Annotated in this window: 16 protein-coding genes; 13 read left to right on the top strand and 3 right to left on the bottom strand. The window is 59.0% G+C overall.

Going from position 1 to position 18573, the window contains the following annotated elements; translation table 11 throughout:
• Positions 1 to 59 precede the first annotated feature (59 nt).
• From ACRDT3_RS01575 to ACRDT3_RS01565, 3 genes are all read left to right on the top strand, one after another.
• A complete protein-coding gene (locus ACRDT3_RS01575; RefSeq protein ID WP_431491283.1) occupies positions 60 to 458 on the top strand; it encodes a hypothetical protein in 399 nt (132 codons plus the stop codon).
• A 193-nt stretch (positions 459 to 651) separates the two neighbouring features.
• Complete coding sequence (locus tag ACRDT3_RS01570; RefSeq protein ID WP_431491282.1) at positions 652 to 1086, top strand: GNAT family N-acetyltransferase; 435 nt, start codon at positions 652 to 654, stop codon at positions 1084 to 1086.
• Between the two features lie 148 nt (positions 1087 to 1234).
• Positions 1235 to 1621, top strand: coding sequence for a hypothetical protein (locus ACRDT3_RS01565; RefSeq protein ID WP_431491281.1), 387 nt, complete (start codon positions 1235 to 1237; stop codon positions 1619 to 1621).
• A gap of 359 nt (positions 1622 to 1980) precedes the next feature.
• Here the strand turns inward: ACRDT3_RS01565 and ACRDT3_RS01560 are convergent, their stop codons facing one another.
• The 3 genes from ACRDT3_RS01560 to ACRDT3_RS01550 form a co-directional block, all read right to left on the bottom strand.
• Positions 1981 to 2919, bottom strand: a complete 939-nt coding sequence (locus ACRDT3_RS01560) for a ketopantoate reductase family protein (RefSeq protein WP_431491280.1) — start codon at positions 2917 to 2919, stop codon at positions 1981 to 1983.
• A 299-nt stretch (positions 2920 to 3218) separates the two neighbouring features.
• Entirely contained in the window at positions 3219 to 3689 is a 471-nt protein-coding gene (locus ACRDT3_RS01555) for a GNAT family N-acetyltransferase (RefSeq protein WP_431491279.1), read from the bottom strand.
• 1078 nt (positions 3690 to 4767) lie between these two features.
• Complete coding sequence (locus tag ACRDT3_RS01550; RefSeq protein ID WP_431491278.1) at positions 4768 to 5241, bottom strand: nuclear transport factor 2 family protein; 474 nt, start codon at positions 5239 to 5241, stop codon at positions 4768 to 4770.
• 981 nt (positions 5242 to 6222) lie between these two features.
• Here ACRDT3_RS01550 and uvrA point away from each other — a divergent pair.
• From uvrA to ACRDT3_RS01500, 10 genes are all read left to right on the top strand, one after another.
• Positions 6223 to 9093, top strand: coding sequence for an excinuclease ABC subunit UvrA (uvrA, locus tag ACRDT3_RS01545; RefSeq protein ID WP_431491277.1), 2871 nt, complete (start codon positions 6223 to 6225; stop codon positions 9091 to 9093).
• An 86-nt stretch (positions 9094 to 9179) separates the two neighbouring features.
• Positions 9180 to 9884, top strand: a complete 705-nt coding sequence (locus tag ACRDT3_RS01540; RefSeq protein ID WP_431491276.1) for an HAD hydrolase-like protein — start codon at positions 9180 to 9182, stop codon at positions 9882 to 9884.
• Positions 9885 to 10556 (top strand): lysophospholipid acyltransferase family protein, encoded by a 672-nt coding sequence (locus ACRDT3_RS01535; RefSeq protein ID WP_431491275.1) that lies wholly within the window; start codon positions 9885 to 9887, stop codon positions 10554 to 10556.
• Between the two features lie 3 nt (positions 10557 to 10559).
• Positions 10560 to 12503: an excinuclease ABC subunit UvrC gene (gene uvrC / locus ACRDT3_RS01530; RefSeq protein ID WP_431491274.1), complete on the top strand. Its 1944-nt coding sequence runs from the start codon at positions 10560 to 10562 to the stop codon at positions 12501 to 12503.
• Between the two features lie 9 nt (positions 12504 to 12512).
• Positions 12513 to 13406 carry an RNase adapter RapZ gene (rapZ, locus tag ACRDT3_RS01525; protein ID WP_105656669.1) on the top strand — a complete coding sequence of 298 codons (894 nt, stop codon included), beginning with the start codon at positions 12513 to 12515 and terminating at the stop codon, positions 13404 to 13406.
• Between the two features lie 5 nt (positions 13407 to 13411).
• Positions 13412 to 14437 carry a gluconeogenesis factor YvcK family protein gene (locus tag ACRDT3_RS01520; protein ID WP_431491273.1) on the top strand — a complete coding sequence of 342 codons (1026 nt, stop codon included), beginning with the start codon at positions 13412 to 13414 and terminating at the stop codon, positions 14435 to 14437.
• Positions 14438 to 14464: 27 nt separating this feature from the next.
• On the top strand, positions 14465 to 15445 hold the full coding sequence (whiA, locus tag ACRDT3_RS01515) for a DNA-binding protein WhiA (RefSeq protein ID WP_105656667.1): 981 nt from the start codon (positions 14465 to 14467) through the stop codon (positions 15443 to 15445).
• 60 nt (positions 15446 to 15505) lie between these two features.
• Entirely contained in the window at positions 15506 to 16135 is a 630-nt protein-coding gene (locus ACRDT3_RS01510) for a superoxide dismutase (RefSeq protein WP_105656666.1), read from the top strand.
• Between the two features lie 184 nt (positions 16136 to 16319).
• Positions 16320 to 17327 (top strand): type I glyceraldehyde-3-phosphate dehydrogenase, encoded by a 1008-nt coding sequence (gap, locus tag ACRDT3_RS01505; RefSeq protein WP_431491272.1) that lies wholly within the window; start codon positions 16320 to 16322, stop codon positions 17325 to 17327.
• Positions 17328 to 17343: 16 nt separating this feature from the next.
• A complete protein-coding gene (locus ACRDT3_RS01500) occupies positions 17344 to 18573 on the top strand; it encodes a phosphoglycerate kinase (RefSeq protein ID WP_431491271.1) in 1230 nt (409 codons plus the stop codon).

Genomic DNA, 18573 nt, shown 5'->3' with positions numbered 1-18573 from the left:
ATTGTGGTTGGCCTAGATGCATGAACGTATCCTAAACGAATGATGCTAGATTTTGGCTCATGAAAGATGACCAAAAGGTACTGGACTACCTCGCCCAGTTGAAGGAACAGATTGAGAAGGTCATCATAAACTTGCCGAAGGAAATTAGCGCTCAAGTCTACGTTCGTAAGCACCATATTCACTTAGATCTTCAAGGTCACCGGCTCAGTGTCTTCACACTGGTAGTCGGCGGAGAAGCGCCGGAACTCGTCTACGATGGGCGATATATAGGATTTCGAACGATTCCCGAAGGCTTGGACGAAGTCATGGAATTCGTGGAAGAAACGATCGATGACGTTGCGACTTTTGTCCTCAGCACGAAGCCGCTACTAGCTCATAAAAGATCCGTCTTTCGACGCGCTTTTATTTGCATACCGAGCAATCACGGACCGGAGTGGAAGCTCCAGCAGTTCAGTTAACGCATTGGCGACTGGGAACATTGTCCGGGCTGGTCAGCAGTACTGCCCATTGTCCTCCGTTCTGTGTCGCCCGAACGCGAACCCCTGTGCCAGGTGCTCATTTCCATCCGAGTATGCTCAGGATTACCTGGCGGACGACGCGGTGCTGGCACTTGAACTGATCCGGGATTCTTCCGAGTACTAGAATTAGGCTATGGTTTCTATCCGCACAGCCATTGATACCGACTATTCTGCTTTACTTGCGATTTGGCGCCGCTCAGTCGAGGCAACACACGAGTTCTTGACTCCAGCGGATATCGACTCCATTGAACTGGACGTAGCAAAATATTTGCCTCAGATGTCCGATTTGCGCGTAGCCGAAGAAGTTGGGCAACCGATGGGGTTCATCGCGATCGAGAAAGACATTGTTGAGATGCTGTTTGTTGATGCTTTTGCACAGGGGCGTGGGATTGGGAGCGCTCTGCTTAATTCGGTCGTCGCTGGCCGCGATTCCGTACGAGTCGACGTCAATGAACAGAATCCATCGGGACGAAAATTTTACGCCGCAAAGGGATTCACGCAGATAGGTCGGTCCGAAACCGACGGTGAAGGCCGAGCGTTCCCAATTCTTCACCTCGTGAGCACGTAGGCGCATTAACCACGAGGCTATACGGGACAAATGGATACCGCCCCATATGACTGTGCCCTAAACGAGCGCCCGCAAAGGGGGACGTCCGACGGGACCTAAGATTGCTAGCGACCGCTAGACCTAGTATTCACTCTGGTAGAACTAATGCATGCGATGGATTGAGAAATGGTTCGACGAAAAAGACTGGCCGAGGGATCCTCTCTTGGATGAATTCCGTGATTCAGTTTGGGAGCTCACACTCGCCGGAGAGTCCAGAGGGTGGCTGACCACTTCGATCACTATTATGCGATCGTTCCCGTTTTTCTGGGACAAACAAGAGAATATGTGGTCCCAAATGCATTGGTTAGACGGCGAGCACGAATTACCGGAGGAGGATTACGCGCCTGGGTGGTACTCAGTCGAAGAACTGCGAGACGGGCATTTCGTCACCGATGATCCCAGGAATGGTCAAGAGACCAGCTTTACTGCCACCAGAGTCATCGGTACCGAGCGCGACCAATTGTGGAATCAACTGGATCACGGAGTAATTCGATAAACCGAGAGTTGCACAGATTACTGTCCTGTTCAGGAAGCGTTATTGGGACGTTTTCCCTGCACCTTGCCGGGCAGATTGTTCTTCAAGGAGCACAAGGGCTTTTTCGCTCGCATTCCTGATCCGATTCAACGCACCAATGATGCTTATGCTCGCGAAGAGATTAACGAGAATTAGAACGACGAGAAACCAGGTGTTTTCCATGCTGCAACTCTTCCAGATCTTCTCACCGGCGTCTATCGAGGACGCTCAGCACTGCGGAGAGGCGCAATCAGGTCAAATCAGGCATGCGTTCCAGTCGCCGAACCCTGACCGGGGCAGTGCTGGCGAAACCACAGTGCCGCCCCAGAAGGCGAGAGCCGTTAGGCTGTGGCGTGCTCGGCGGCACCGTCGAGCAGGGTCATAGCGCGGTATATGGTGTGGTGGATGGGGACATGGACGCCGTAATGCTGCGCCAGCCGGACGACGGTGCCGTTTTGCTCCTCGAGTTCCGAGGAACGTCCTGCGGCCAGATCGCGTTGCATGGAGGCGGTGCTGTCCGGGCCGAAGGCATCGAATTGTGCCATCATCCGGGCCACGTCCGGTTCGCCGAGTTTCGCCCCGGTATGGCCGGCGAGGGTCGCAACTTCCCGCATGGCGTCTTCTACCAGGGCGCGGGTTTGCGGGTTGGTGCGGGTTCGGCCAACCGGTTCGCGGCATAGTGCGCCGACTCCGCCGTAGGAGGTGATGAGCATGAACTTTCGCCACATGTCGGTGATGATGTCGGCCGAAACTGTTGTTGCGACTCCTGCTGCGTCCAGGGCGTTGGCTAGTTGCGTGGTACGGGGTGTGGTTGTTCCGTTGAGTTCGCCCAGGGTGATGGCTGGTTGCCCGCCGACGTGATGGACGGTGCCGGGTTGCTGGAGGTAGGTGATGATCATGGCGACCCCGCCTAGTGCGTGGCCCGGGCCAACCGCTTCGGTGATGCGTTCGGAGGCCGTGACGCCGTTTTGCAGCGGAAGGACCGCGGTGTTCGGGCCGATCAAGGCGCGTGCCCCGCTCATGGCGGCGGCGACTTGGCCGGCTTTGCAGGCCAGGATGACCGCGTCGCACGTGCCGATGGATTCTGCCGTGGTGCTGACACTGGCCAGTGGGGTGGTGAAGCCGGGGCTCCCGTCCCCTGTGGTGACGGTGATCCCGTGTGCGGTGATTGGTGCGATGTGGCGTTCGGTGGCGAGCAGGTGTACCTCGGCTCCGCTTTTGGCCAGGGCTGCGGCGAAGTATGCGCCGACGCCGCCGGCGCCGATGACTCCAATTTTCACGGTATTGCTCCTACTTTTTTCAGTTTGGGCGTGGTGGCCGAATTATTGGTGCTGTTAGCGATGGTCTGGCAGGCCGGTACCCAGGTGCCGCTTTGCAGTGCGGATGGTTATACCTATGTTCCCGTATTTGACGATATGACCAGCAATGAAGGGGAAAAGGAAGCAGCGGGTCATATTACGAACATATGTATCGGGTTGTACCCATCCATATGCTCACATGGGGTACCTTCTGCGGGACGTAGCGTCATGAATAATAAAATTTCGCGATCGTTGCGACCCAATTGGTGCAGCGGTTCGGGTTAGGCGGAGAGCTGTAGTCTCATCTGATAGTTGACCATTTGTACTCCGTTGGTGATCGGATGTTGCTCGGCAATGACCGTGAATCCGTGTCGTTCGAAGAATGGTCGGGCGGTGATACTCGCATGTGTCGTGAGTTCGGGGGTGCCTTGCGAAATGGCCTGCCGCTGAAGGTGCGCAAGCAGGGCACTGGCCACTCCACGTCTGCCGAATTCTGGGGCCACGAACATCATGTCGATGTAGCCAGAGTCGCTAACGTCCGAGAACCCTGCAACGTTACCATTGATGTCCGCCACGATGGTGTTCAAGGAATTTCTCGCGGCATTCCAGTGGTCAAGATTTCGTTCATTTGGCCTTGCCCAGGCGTCGGTCTGCTCCTGGGTGTAGTTCAGTGCAGCAGTCTGAGTGATTGCCGACATAAAAACACCCAGAGTGGCGGGAGCATCGGATTCAGCATAGGTCCGTATCTTCATGCCCTCATTCAATCACTTCAGCAAACGCCTTCCGCCATTTCGATAGGCAAGCGGCCTATTCGGAGTGCGAGATACCCTTCGCGGAGCTGGTGACCCGCCCCTCCAGCCGTGAACCAGCACATACACTTCTTCGGATCAGGAAGACTTTCACAGTGTCATAAGCCGGTCGCTGATCGGACGGCAGATTCATGTTGTGGCGTAGCCCTGATCTCGATACGTGTTCGTGCCGAAAGAGGAACGCTCTACGGGACGACACACAGAGAGCAAGATGAACAGCTGCATCTTGAGTGCCCACGGCTGAGTAACTACCGTGATGGTGCCTTTTAAAACTCGGTTTTGGATCGCTCTGCCGTCATATTGACCTCCAGTTTGCGGATTCCTGGCTTGCTTGGCCAAGCTGCCAAACTCCGGTCCGCCCTTAATATTCAGTCCAGACCGCGATTTAGGATATTTCCTGCGCCTTCAGTATTGACTCAGAATCAGCATGAACGTGTCAGAACAACGTATTGGGCTACTCCAATCGGGAGTATTCGAATCCATCCGCCGGAGGTGGTCTACCCCAGGATTAAAGTTTGTGAAACAATCGCCGCATGGATGAGAGCGAGCTGCAGACGACACATGAAATGATGATCCTCGAGGCTTTAGTTCAAGCGATCGATCGGCGTGAGGAAGTTTTCGACGCGATAGGAAGTTCAGAGAACCTGGACGAAGCGAATCTTCGTGTATCTCAGCTGCTGGGAGTGGGAGACAACTGTAGTCGAGCGGTTCTCGACATGCAGGCCAGAAGGTTCACCCGAGACCAGCGTCAAATTTTAGCTTCGCACGTAGAGGAACTCAGATCAAAGTTATCTCGTGCACAATGAATAGATCATAAACGCCGGAGGCTGCTCTACGCAGCATAGGCGGATTGTGAAAATATGCTTCAGTGGTTGGCTTGGTTCCAGGAAAGTTCATATCCCTTGGACCAAAATGAGTAGTTCTTGCAAAAGAAATATCAGTTGAACCGCCAGTCTGACTTGCACTGACCTTCATTCCTTTGCTGTCTATAAACGAACCTTGAACGGGACAGAGTGTGACGTCAGGCGCTGAATGGATGCTCAGGTCGCAGGTGGTGCCCTTCTTTGACGTGTGAGTAGTCTCGCGCCGTTGTTACAAAGCCTGAATCGTCGAATGAAAGCAATGTGCATCCTGAAACGGTCATTGGTTGGTCCTTGATGAACATGACGACCCAGTACTCGACGGAAGCTGAACTTCCGTTGACGATTGGTTCGCTGAACCATGTTTCTGCCGGATTGGTTTCTTCCGCGAAGCATTCCTCCAGATAAGCGCGCAGACCGCTAGGCCCACGCAATGGTCTGAACATCGAGGCCCAGTGGTCGCCGTCATCAGCTTGTAGCCCGACAATTGCATCCACGTCCTTGAGTGGCCAAGCGGTGGCCCATGTTGTCGCCCAGCGTTGCGCGGCTTCGAGAGTTTGCATGTTGAATTCCTGTTGACGTAGTTGATTGGTGACTGCAGGTTGTTCGGGCCGCGCGGGCAGCCAGGTTCCCATAAGGCTTGCAATTGCTTGCAACGCTACTATCGGCCGAGCAGATTCACGTTATAGGTTCGATCAGTGTTGCTTGGTGCTGACTTTTTCAAAATGTCTCGCAAGCCGGTCTCGTACAGGAACACACCACGTGCTGACCTGGATGACAGAAGTTTCATGGATTCACGGGAAAGCTGGCCGTTCCGTATACCTCGTCCGGTGTAGTGACCGGTGAGGGGGCGCGAAAGGAAACGATCTGGCGCTACTTCATGGTGTTGAATGCCTCCACGGAAAAGAATTGCTGTCCGATGGCCTCGACACCGCGGATGACGCCGCTAGGCGGAACGTTTGGCGAGGTTCGCGATGTAGTTGCGTTGCAGATCAGTGATTGCGGTGCCCTGGTTGACGGCGTGAGTCGAACGACGAATTTATCCGTTTTCTCGCTTGTGCAACACGGGGCATGCGCTCGCCGCTCATTGGCATCTACGAGATAGCTGCGATCTTGGGGAGGTATCGCACACGTGGCAGGCACAAGAGCGGGATGGTTCATGATGTTTCTAATGCGGCTTGAGCCGAAGGCGGCCACCGGGTGGGTGTATTCCAACGTTGAGTGCGGCAGGCTGACAGCGGTCGGTGGATCTCGACCGGATAGGTGATTCGCCAGCCAGCGCATTCGACCATAGGGCCTATCGATTCCAGTTCGGAACAGCAGGCTTCGGGGAGGTCCGGCATGTGCCGGCGCTGAAGCAGCATGCCAGCGGGAAACGCGGGAGCCGGCCAAGTCCATCCCGTGAGCGCGGGGTTCCAAGGGCAACCGGTACCTCGAATGGGACGTCGTGGTCCGGTCTGGATTCACAGGGATGCCGGCTCGCCGGTCGCCTTTTCGGGTGGATGAACGAGTACGCATAGCGCTCGCAGTGCGCCGGATCAGGGGTTTGGAGAATTAACTGTGAGTTGTGTCCATTCGTACACGTATTCGAAGTAGTTTTCGATTAGTATTGCCTCGTGGCTATTTCATCGCAGAGTAAAAGAACTGATCTGACTCGCCTGGTCGTCAAGGGTGCACGCGAGCACAACCTGAAAAACGTGGACATAGATCTCCCGCGTGACGCAATGATTGTCTTTACCGGCCTGTCAGGTTCGGGCAAGTCCTCCTTGGCCTTCGACACCATCTTTGCCGAAGGCCAGCGCCGCTACGTCGAATCGCTCTCTGCCTACGCCCGCATGTTCCTCGGCCAGGTGGACAAGCCCGATGTGGATTTCATCGAGGGACTCTCGCCAGCGGTGTCCATCGACCAGAAGTCGACCAGCCGCAACCCGCGTTCCACCGTGGGCACGATTACCGAAGTGTACGACTACATGCGTCTGTTGTGGGCACGCGTGGGCCGTCCGCATTGCCCGATCTGCCACGAACCGATCTCCAAGCAGACTCCGCAGCAGATCGTCGACCAGCTGATGGAGCTACCGGAGAAAACCCGCTTCCAGATCCTCGCCCCGGTAGTGCGCTCGCGCAAGGGCGAATTCGTCGACCTGTTCGCGGAGCTCTCTTCCAAGGGCTTCGCCCGTGCCCGCGTTGACGGCACCACCATCCAGCTGAACGATCCGCCGAAGCTGGCCAAGCAGGTCAAGCACACCATTGAAGTGGTCGTCGACCGACTGGCCATCAAGGAAGATGCCCGCCAGCGCTTGACCGACTCCATAGAAACGGCCCTGGGCATCGCCGAAGGCCGCGTGCTCGCCGACTTCGTGGACCTGGACGAGGATGATCCCCAGCGCGTGCGTGCGTTCTCCGAGAACTTGGCCTGCCCCAATGAGCATCCGCTGGCCATCGATGAGATCGAGCCGCGTACTTTCTCCTTCAATAACCCGTTCGGTGCCTGCTCGGCTTGTTCAGGCATCGGCACCAAGCTGGAAGTCGATGAGCACCTGATCGTCCCGGATACCGAGGTCTCCCTGGCCGAGGGTGCGATCGCCCCATGGTCATTGGGCAAGGCCACCACCGAATACTGGAACCGCCTGATCGAAGGCCTGGGCCATGAGCTGGGTTTCACCATGGACACCAAATGGCAGGACCTGCCGGCTGCTGCCCGCGAAGCGATCCTGAACGGCAAGGACCACAAGGTGGTCGTGCAGTACAAGAACCGCTTCGGCCGCGAGCGCAAGTACTCCACCGGCTTCGAGGGCGTCATCTCCTACGTGCACCGCAAGCACCAGGAAACCGAATCGGATCACGCCCGCGACCGCTATGAGCAGTACATGCGCCAGATCCCGTGCCCTACCTGCGGCGGCGCGCGCCTGAATCCGGCATCGCTATCGGTATTGGTGGGCGGCCGTTCCATCGCTGAAGTTGCCGCCATGGACCTGCGCAGCGCCGCGGAATTCCTCTCCACGATCGTGCTCACCGCGCGCGAGGCGCAGATCGCCGCGCAGGTGCTCAAGGAAATCGACGCGCGCATGAAGTTCTTGCTGGACGTCGGGCTGGAGTACCTGACCCTGGAACGCGCTGCTGGCACCCTGTCCGGCGGCGAGGCGCAGCGCATTCGCCTGGCTACCCAGATCGGTTCGGGCCTGGTGGGCGTGCTCTACGTGCTCGACGAGCCATCCATCGGCCTGCACCAGCGCGATAACCGCCGCCTGATCGACACGCTGCTGCACCTGCGATCGCTGGGCAATACCCTGATCGTGGTGGAGCACGACGAAGACACCATTGCCGAAGCCGACTGGATCGTGGACATCGGCCCGGGTGCCGGCGAGCACGGTGGCGAAGTGGTGCATTCCGGCTCCCTGGAGGGCCTGAAGCAGAACACCAAGTCGCTGACCGGCGACTACCTCTCGGGCCGCAAGCAGATTGACATTCCGTCCAAGCGCCGCAAGATCGACAAGGAGCGCAAGCTCAAGGTGGTCGGCGCCAGCGAGAACAACCTGCAGAATGTCTCCGTGGAGTTCCCGCTGGGCGTGCTGACCGCGGTGACCGGCGTGTCCGGCTCAGGCAAGTCCACCTTGGTCAACGACATCCTGTATAAGGTGCTGGCCAATAAGCTCAACGGCGCCAAGCAGGTGCCAGGCCGCCACACCCGTGTGCAGGGATTGGAGCACCTGGACAAGGTGGTTCACGTGGACCAGTCGCCAATCGGCCGTACCCCGCGCTCGAACCCTGCGACCTACACCGGCGTGTTCGACCACATCCGCAAGCTGTTTGCGGAGACCAACGAGGCGAAGCTGCGCGGCTACCAGCCGGGCCGTTTCTCCTTCAACGTCAAGGGCGGACGCTGCGAGTCCTGCTCGGGGGACGGCACGCTGAAGATCGAGATGAACTTCCTGCCGGATGTCTACGTGCCATGCGAGGTCTGCCACGGGGCCCGCTACAACCGCGAGACCCTGCAGGTGCTGTACAAGGGCAAGAACATCGCCGATGTGCTGGACATGCCGATTGCCGAAGGCGCCGAATTCTTCAGCGCCTTCACCCCGATAGCCCGCCACCTGCGCACGCTGGTGGACGTGGGCCTGGGCTACGTGCGCCTGGGGCAGCCGGCAACCACCCTCTCCGGCGGCGAGGCCCAGCGCGTGAAGCTGGCTGCGGAACTGCAGAAGCGTTCCAATGGCCGCTCCATCTACGTCCTGGACGAGCCGACCACCGGTCTGCACTTCGAAGATATCCGCAAGCTGCTCAAGGTGCTGCAGGGATTGGTCGACAAGGGCAACACCGTGTTGACCATCGAGCACAACCTGGATGTCATCAAGTCGGCGGACTGGGTCATCGACCTCGGCCCCGAAGGCGGCTCAGGTGGCGGCACGATTCTGGCTGCTGGCACCCCGGAAAAGGTTGCCAAGGTGAGCGAATCGCACACCGGAAAGTTCCTCTCCGAGATCCTGTAATGCCTCGTGGAGAATGTTCGACATATGCAATTTCAGTTATGGATTGCTAACCCGCGTCCGCTTCATGGGAAGATGGCTAGGTGAATATGTCGGTAACAAGTGTGCTCTTCGATCTGGATGGGACCCTCGTGGACCCTGCCGGTGCCATAACTTCGGGTATCCGCCACGCGGTCACCTCCCATGGTTTGGCCGATCCGGGCGAAGCCCGAGTTGAAGCGCTGGTAGGCCCGCCCCTCCAAATCGGGCTGCGCACGCTTGACGGTGTCACCGACGAGAACATCGACTCCATCATCGCGGCCTACCGCGCCCGGTATGCCGAAGTGGGCATGGCGGAATCCGTGATCTACCCGGGCATTGCGGCGCTCCTGGACGCATTGCGATCGGCCGGGATCTACGTCGCAGTGACCACAGCCAAGCCAATCAACATTGCGCGCCAGCTCATTGCACGCAAGGGGCTGGATGAGCATCTCGATGCGATTCACGGCAACGCGGACGAGCACGGGAGCATGGGTTCGAGCAAGACGCATATCGTCGCTGAGGCATTGAAGCACGGGCAGCTGGACCCCGCGAGCAGCGTAGTTGTGGGGGACCGCTACTACGATTGGGATGCCGCCCGCGAGAATTCGGTGGCTTCGGTCGGCGTCGCGTGGGGCTTTGCCCAGGACGATGAACTGCAGCAGGCAGGGACAACTGTGGCGACTACCCGGGACCTTGCTGCGCTCCTGCTCGGAGCTCAGCTGGCAAACACGCTTAACCTCGACGAAGACCTCATGCAGGAAGGTGCAAAGTAGATGAGCATCTACACCATGACCCGTTCGTCGATTCGGGGCGTCATCCACGGCGTATGCCGTGCGGAAGTGACCGGGCTTGAGAACATTCCCAAGGAAGGCGGCTTCATTGTCGCCTCCAACCACCTGTCTTTCTTCGACTCCTTGATCATTCAGGCGTTGACCCCGCGCGACGTGGCGTTCTTCGCCAAGGCGGAATACTTCACCACTCCGGGCCTCAAGGGCAAGGTGATGAAGACCTTCTTCGAATCCGTGGGATCCATTCCGGTGCAGCGTGGCGAACAGGCCGCTTCGGTTGCCGCCCTCGATTCCCTGGTGGAAATCGTCGAAGGCGGCAAGGGCATCGGCATCTACCCTGAAGGCACCCGTTCGCGCGACGGCAAGTTGTACCGCGGACGCACCGGCGTGGGCTGGCTGGCCCTGACCACCGGTGTACCAGTGGTGCCGGTGGGCTTGATCGGTACGGAAAAGCTGCAGCCTGCGGGTTCCAAGGGTTTCCGGCCCGCCAAATTCCATATCCACTATGGCGAGCCGCTGTACTTCGACCAGTTGGGACGCAAGCACCCGTTGCCGCAGCGCCGCCAGGCCACGGACCGGATCGTTGATGCGATCGCCGAGCTTTCCGGCCAGGAACGCGTCGATTCCTACAACCAGCTGCCACCGGACGCGAAATAGACCATGGCTGATCCGGCAAGTTACCGTCCGAAAACTTCGGACATTCCCACGAAACCGGGCGTGTACCGTTTCCGCGATGAACACGGCCGTGTCATCTACGTTGGCAAGGCCAAGGTCCTGCGCAACCGCTTGACCTCCTACTTCGCCAATCCCGACCGGCTCACGCCCAAAACCCGGGCAATGGTATTCACCGCCGGCAGCGTGGAGTGGACCGTGGTGGGTTCCGAATTGGAAGCGTTGCAGCTGGAGTACTCCTGGATCAAGGAATACAATCCCCGGTTCAATATCGTTTTCCGTGATGACAAGACCTACCCGTATCTTGCCATCACATTGAACGAAAAGTACCCGCGCGCCCTGGTGATGCGCGGGGACAAGCGCAGGGGCGTGAAGTATTTCGGGCCGTTCTATCCGGCCAAAGCCATCCGCGAAACCCTCGATACGCTGTTGCGGGTCTTTCCCGTGCGCAGCTGTGCGCCGGGTGTGTTCAAGCGTGCCGAAGCATCGGGTCGTCCGTGCCTGTTGGGGTACATCGACAAATGCTCAGCGCCTTGCGTGGGACGCATCAGCGAAGAAGACCATCGGCAACTGGCCGATGACCTATGCACCTTCATGAGCGGTGAGGCGACTAAGTTCACCAAGGCCCTGAGCGCCAAGATGCAAGAAGCGGTGGCAGAACTCGAGTACGAGAAGGCCGCCCGCTACCGCGATGACATTGCCGCACTGAACAAAGTCTTTGAACGCAACGCCGTGGTCCTTGATGACCGTACCGAGGCTGACATCTTCGGCATTCATGGCGATGAATTGGAAGCTGCCGTGCAGGTATTCCACGTCCGCGACGGCCGTATCCGTTCGCAACGAGGCTGGGTCGTTGAAAAGGTCGCAGATACCACCGGCGCTGAATTTGTGGAGCAGCTTCTCACCCAGGTCTACGCGGATCACGCGGATCGGATTCCCAAGGAAATTCTGGTTCCGACTCTGCCCGAAGACATTGAGGATGTCACGACCTGGCTCACTGAGCTGCGCGGGTCCAAGGTCTCCCTGCGCGTGGCCCAACGCGGCGACAAAGCGGCACTGGCATCCACGGTCGTGGAGAACGCGGAACAAGCGCTGCGCCTGCACAAGTCGAAGCGAGCAGGTGATATCACCACGCGTTCGCTGGCCATGCAGGAGCTGCAAGATGCCCTGGGAGCCGAACAAGCACTGCTGCGCATCGAATGCTACGACGCGTCGCATACCCAAGGCACCAACGTGGTTGCATCCATGGTGGTCTTTGAAGATGGATTGCCCAAGAAGAGCGAATATCGAAAGTTCTCCATCACCGGTGATGCTGCACGCGACGATACCGCCAGCATGTACGACGTGATCTACCGTCGCTTCAGCCGCTATCTGAAGGAGAAGGTCGACCCCAAGAGCTTTGCAACCGGGGAAGTGGATGAAGAAACCGGCGAGCAGGAAAAGAAGCGATTCTCCTACCCGCCATCTCTGGTGATCGTTGATGGCGGACCGCCCCAGGTGGCCGCGGCGCAGAAGGCCATGGACGACCTGGGAATCGATGATATTCCTGTTGTCGGCCTGGCTAAGCGCCTGGAAGAACTGTGGCTGCCCGACGATCCGTTTCCGGTGATCCTGCCGCGCGCCTCAGCTGCCCTGTACCTGGTACAGCGGCTTCGCGACGAGGCGCACCGTTTCGCGATTACCTTCCACCGTGCCAAGCGTGCCAAATCGATGATCGCCTCGGATCTGGACGCGATCCCGGGGCTGGGCAAGTCCAAGCAGGCTGCCTTGCGCAAGCACTTCGGGTCGATGAAGAAGATCCGGGCGGCGAGCATCGCTGAGCTGATGGACGTGCCAGGAGTCGGTGAAAAACTTGCGACTTCCATCAAAGAGTCCCTAGAAGACGCTTCATTAACCGGTGTGAATATGACTACTGGCGAAATTGTCGACTAGCCTTGTGATATGACCGCTGAGTATGAAGCAGTAAAACCCCCTGAGTCCGAACTCGTGATCGTAACCGGCATGTCAGGTGCCGGTCGCACGACAGTCGCGCATGCTCTGGAAGACCAGGGCTGGTACGTAGTGGAGAATCTTCCACCGGCCATGCTTGGCCCCTTGACGGAGATGATGAGCCGTTCGCAGGGCTCCATCCCGAAGATGGCTGTCGTGATGGACGTGCGCTCCAAGGAAATGTTCCCGGAGATTCGCGATGCGTTGGCGAACCTGACTGCCAGCGGGGTGAAGTTCCGCCTGGTTTACCTCGACGCCAGCGACGAGGTGCTGATCCGCCGCTTCGAGCAGGGTCGCCGGCCGCATCCGCTGCAGGACGATGGCCGCATTGTCGACGGCATCAAGCGCGAACGCGGAATCACCGATCAATTGCGTGAAGCCGCCGAAATCATCTTGGACTCCACGACCATGTCGGTGCACGATCTGGCACGTGCCGTCAACGAACTGTTCAGCGAATCCGGTCCGATTATCCTGCGCATCAACGTGATGAGCTTCGGGTTCAAGTACGGTCTGCCGGCAGATGCCAACTACGTGGCAGACGTCCGCTTCATTCCCAACCCCCACTGGGTGCCTGAACTGCGCCCGCAGACGGGCAAGGACAAGGAAGTATCGGACTATGTGCTGAGCCAGGAAGGCACTAGCGAGTTCATCGAGAACTATCTCAAGGCGCTGGAACCGGTCTTTGAAGGCTACCGCCGCGAGAACAAGCACTACGCGACCATTGCCGTGGGCTGCACCGGCGGCAAGCACCGCTCGGTAGCAACCACCATCGAGCTGGGCCGGCGCCTGGCGCAGTTCCCGAACGTCAGGGTGAACATCAGCCACCGAGATCTGGGGCGTGAGTAGGCGCCATGGCCTTTGCTACAGGTCCGATCCCGATCCAGGGACTGACTCGAAGTGATGATTTTCGCAACCCCTCGGTGGTTGCCCTGGGCGGGGGACACGGGCTGTCCTCTTCGCTCTCTGCCCTGCGCCGCCTGACTACCGACCTCACCGCCGTCGTCACGGTGGCCGATGACGGGGGCAGTTCCGGGCGGCTTCGGGGATCCTTCGATGTGCTGCCCCCGGGCGATTTGCGCATGGCGTTAGCTGCGCTGTGCGACGACAACGACTGGGGCCGTACCTGGCGCGATGTCATGCAGTACCGCTTTGAATCGACCGAAAACGCCGAAGAGCCTTTGAACGGCCATGCCGTCGGCAATTTGCTGATACTGGCGCTTTGGGAGCTGCTCGAAAACCCGGTAGCTGGACTGCGTTGGGCCGGGGCCCTGCTCGGCGCGCGCGGGCAGGTCCTGCCGATGAGCACCGTTCCGCTGTCCATCCATGGCGAGCTTCTTGAATCCGACCCGGTGAACGACACCTTGGTGCGTCGCCGAATCGATGGGCAGGCCAAGCTGGCTCGTGCCGGTTCTGGCGGCCTGGTTACCCACGTGTACCTGGAACCGTCCGATGCCCCGGCCTGCTCTGAAGCGCTGGAATCCATCGACCTGGCGGACTGGGTCATTCTCGGTCCAGGATCCTGGTACACCTCGGTGCTGCCGCATCTGCTGCTGCCGGATATGCGCCAGGCCCTGGCATCTACAACTGCCAAGAAGCTGCTGACCATGAACCTGGCCTTCGACACCGCAGAGACTTCCGGGATGGACGCCGCGGCGCACTTGGAAGTGCTGGGGCGTTACGCACCTGAGGTCAAATTCGATGCAATTATTGCCGACGAATCAAAGATACGTAACAGGGATCGATTTGAGCTGGCAGCGCAAAAACTCGGTGCGCGTGTCTTTTTTAGTACAGTAGGAGTATCTGACGGTCGTGCTGTGCACGACCCGTTGCGACTAGCGGCGGCCTATCACGAGGTGTTTACCGCGATCGGGTCTTAGGAAGATCCAAGTAAGGGAGTTTGATTCATGGCATTGACGGCTTCCGTCAAAGACGAGCTGTCGCGGGTAGAGATTCGCAAGCCATCGGTCCGCAAGGCCGAGGTTTCGACCATGCTCCGCTTCAGCGGCGGACTGCACATCGTCTCCGGACGAATTGTCATCGAAGCAGAAGTGGACCTGGCGGCGACGGCCCGGCGGTTGAAGATCGCTATCGGCGAACTATACGGCCACGATGCGGAGATCGTCATGGTTTCCGGCTCGGGGATCCGCAAGGGGAGCCGCTACATTGTGCGTGTTTCCAAGGATGGCGAAGTGCTTGCGCGCCAAACTGGCCTGCTTGACCAGCGCGGCCGGCCAGTACGCGGCCTGCCCTCGGTGATCGTCAACGGTTCTACCGCCGACGCTGAAGCGGTATGGCGTGGCGCATTCTTGTCCCACGGATCGCTGACCGAACCCGGACGCAGCTCCGCTTTGGAAATCACCTGCCCTGGACCGGAGGCCGCTTTGGCGCTGGTTGGCGCCGCTCGCCGCCTGGGACTGACGGTCAAGGCGCGCGAAGTGCGTGGCGTGGACCGCGTAGTGATCCGTGATGGCGATGCCATCGCCCAGCTGCTGACCCGCATGGGCGCCCACGATGCGCTCATGGTTTGGGAAGAGCGGCGCATGCGCAAGGAAGTGCGTGCGACGGCCAACCGCTTGGCGAACTTCGACGACGCCAACCTGCGCCGCAGCGCCCAGGCAGCTGTAGCTGCCGGTGCCCGCGTGGAGCGTGCGCTGGGCATCTTGGGCGATGAGGTTCCCGAGCACTTGCGCTATGCGGGACTGCTGCGCCTTGAGCACAAGCAAGCCTCCCTGGATGAGCTCGGCCGCATGGCCGAACCTCCAATGACCAAGGACGCCATCGCTGGCCGAATCCGCCGCCTTCTGGCTATGGCGGATAAAAAGGCGAGCGATCTGGGAATACCAGGTACGGAGTCCAGCGTTCCAGGAGATGAACTGGAACATTAAGATGTCCCCGCGGGAGCCCTCCCGCGGAGATTCAACCAATTGAGAAGATTGAGGAGAATCATGGCTGTTTATTCACTGCCAGAACTGCAGTACGACTACGCCGCACTGGAGCCTAACATCTCGGCTCGCATCATGGAACTGCACCACTCCAAGCACCATGCAACCTACGTTGCTGGCGCAAACTCGGCACTGGAGCAGTTGGCTGAAGCTCGCGAAAAGGGCGAATTCGGCAACATCCCTAAGCTGTCCAAGGACCTGGCTTTCCACCTGGGCGGTCACACCAACCACTCGATCTTCTGGAACAACTTGTCCCCAGAGGGTGGCGACAAGCCTGAGGGCGAGCTGGCAGCGGCCATCGACGATTTCTTCGGTTCGTTCGACGCCTTCCGTGGCCACTTCACCGCTTCGGCCATGAGCCTGCAGGGCTCGGGCTGGGCAGTGCTGGCTTACGACGCACTGGGCGGCCAGCTGGTCATCGAGCAGCTGTACGACCAGCAGGGCAACATCCCAGTGGCAACCACCCCGCTGCTGATGCTGGACATGTGGGAGCACGCCTTCTACCTGGACTACGTCAACGTCAAGGCTGACTACGTCAAGGCATTCTGGAACATCGTGAACTGGGCAGATGTCCAGGCTCGTTTCGAAGCTGCACGCAATGGTGCAGCAGCACTGATCCTTCCAGGTAAGTAAGACTTATCTGGTAAGTTAGCTCACATTCTCCGCTAATTTAGCGTAGTATGTTTCAAGTGTGTTGCGGATCCCAGCTTTTTGCTGGGATCCGCAAGCACGGCACAACGGAGTGTCCTCTTAAAGAAGGCCACCTCCGCTCGTGTGCGGTCGTGGCATCATCATCCCATTTAGAGGAGATAGTCACGTGACAACCCGTGTTGGAATCAATGGTTTCGGTCGTATCGGACGCAACTTCTTGCGTGCAGTTCTGGCCCATAAGGCAGACATTGAAATCGTCGCCGTCAATGACCTTGGTTCAATCGATTCGCTTGCTCACCTGGTGAAGTTCGATTCCGTGCTCGGCCCAGTGGGCGAGCCGGTATCCGTAGACGGCGATACCATCGTCGTCGGAGAACGCCGTATCAAGGTTCTGTCTGAGCGCGAGCCAGCCAACCTTCCATGGGGCGAATTGAAAGTCGATGTCGTTATCGAATCGACCGGATTCTTCACCAACGCAGAAGACGCCAAGAAGCACGTAGCTGCTGGCGCAAAGAAGGTCATCATCTCGGCTCCTGCCAAGAATGAAGACATCACTATCGTGATGGGTGTCAACCAGGACAAGTACGATCCTGCAAACCACGCCATCATTTCGAACGCATCGTGCACCACCAACTGCCTGGCGCCAGTAGCCAAGGTGCTGAACGAAGAGTTCGGCATTGTTGATGGCCTGATGACCACCATCCACGCCTACACCGCGGACCAGCGCCTGCAGGATGCACCGCACAGCGACCCACGCCGTGCCCGTGCCGCAGCACTGAATGTCATCCCGACCTCCACCGGTGCCGCCAAGGCCATCGGCGTGGTGCTCCCAGAGCTGAAGGGCAAGCTGCACGGTTACGCTATGCGCGTACCAGTTCCAACCGGTTCGGCCACCGACCTGACCGTGAACCTGGCTCGCACCGCAACCGTGGAAGAAATCAACGCAGCATTCGAGAAGGCCGCTGCCGAGGGTGCATTGAGCGGATACCTTGAGTACTCCACCGATCCACTGGTTTCTTCGGACATCGTGACCAATCCCCACTCGGCAGTTTTCGACTCCGGTCTGACCACCGTGATGGGCAACAGCGTGAAGGTCGTCGCGTGGTACGACAACGAGTGGGGCTACTCCTCGCGACTTGTTGACCTCGTTGAATTCGTGGGATCCAGCCTCTAGTCGATAACCTAGAGACATGTCTTCTCACACCATTGACGAATTGATCGCTGACAACGGCGTCCGCGGACGGTACGTTCTGGTCCGCAGTGACCTGAACGTACCGCTCGACGGTGCAACTGTGACCGATGATGGCCGCGTCCGCGCGTCGCTGCCAGTCATCGGCAAGCTGGCTGAAGCCGGCGCAAAGGTCATCGTAATGGCCCACTTGGGACGCCCCAAGGGCCAGGTCGATGCCAAGTACTCCATCGCTCCAGCGGCTAACCGCCTGAACGAACTGGCTGACTTCGACGTCACTGTCGCCGATGACGTGGTGGGCGACTCCGCTCGCCAGGCAGCGGCAAACCTCGAAGTGGGCTCCGTGCTGGTTCTGGAGAATGTCCGCTTCGATGCTCGCGAAACCTCCAAGGATGATGCGCAGCGCGAAGAGTTCGCCAAGGAACTGGCTGCGCTGACCGGCGAGAACGGCGCTTACGTGAACGACGCTTTCGGCGCCGTGCACCGGAAGCACGCGTCGGTCTACGACATTGCCAGCCTGCTGCCTAGTTACCAGGGCGACCTGGTTGCTACCGAGGTCAAGGTCCTCAAGACCCTGACCGAGGCCCCGAAGCGCCCATACGTTGTGGTGCTTGGCGGTTCCAAGGTGTCGGACAAGCTCGCTGTCATCGACAACCTGCTGGGCAAGGCCGATCAGCTGCTGATCGGTGGCGGCATGGCCTTCACCTTCCTCAAGGCGCAGGGCTTCGCCATTGGCAGCTCGCTGCTTGAAGAAGACCAGATCGCCACCTGCCAGGAGTACCTGCAGCGGGCCGAGAAGCTCGGCTGCGACATCATCGTGCCTAGCGACGTCGTCGTGGCAAGCAAGTTCGGTGCCGACGCTGAGCACGAGGCGCTGGCCGCAGACAAGATCGAGGAAGCCAGCTTCGGCTCCAACGGTCTTGGCCTGGACATCGGACCAAAGTCCGCTGAACTGTTCGCAAGCTACATCACCAGCGCAAATACCGTGTTCTGGAACGGCCCAATGGGCGTCTTCGAGATCCCTGCTTTCGCTGAAGGTACCCGTACCGTCGCGCAGGCTCTGGCGGACTCGGAAGCGTTCAGCGTTGTAGGCGGCGGCGACTCCGCTGCAGCCGTACGCGCACTGGGCTTCTCGGAGGATGACTTCGGGCATATCTCCACCGGTGGCGGTGCTTCGCTGGAGTACCTCGAAGGCAAGACCCTGCCGGGTGTTGCCGCATTGGAAGGCTAA

The sequence above is a fragment of the Glutamicibacter sp. genome, assembly GCF_050701915.1.
Classification (GTDB): Bacteria; Actinomycetota; Actinomycetes; order Actinomycetales; family Micrococcaceae; genus Glutamicibacter.
Note: the sequence above shows the minus strand (reverse complement) of the source record. Positions and strands in the feature narration are given on the sequence as shown.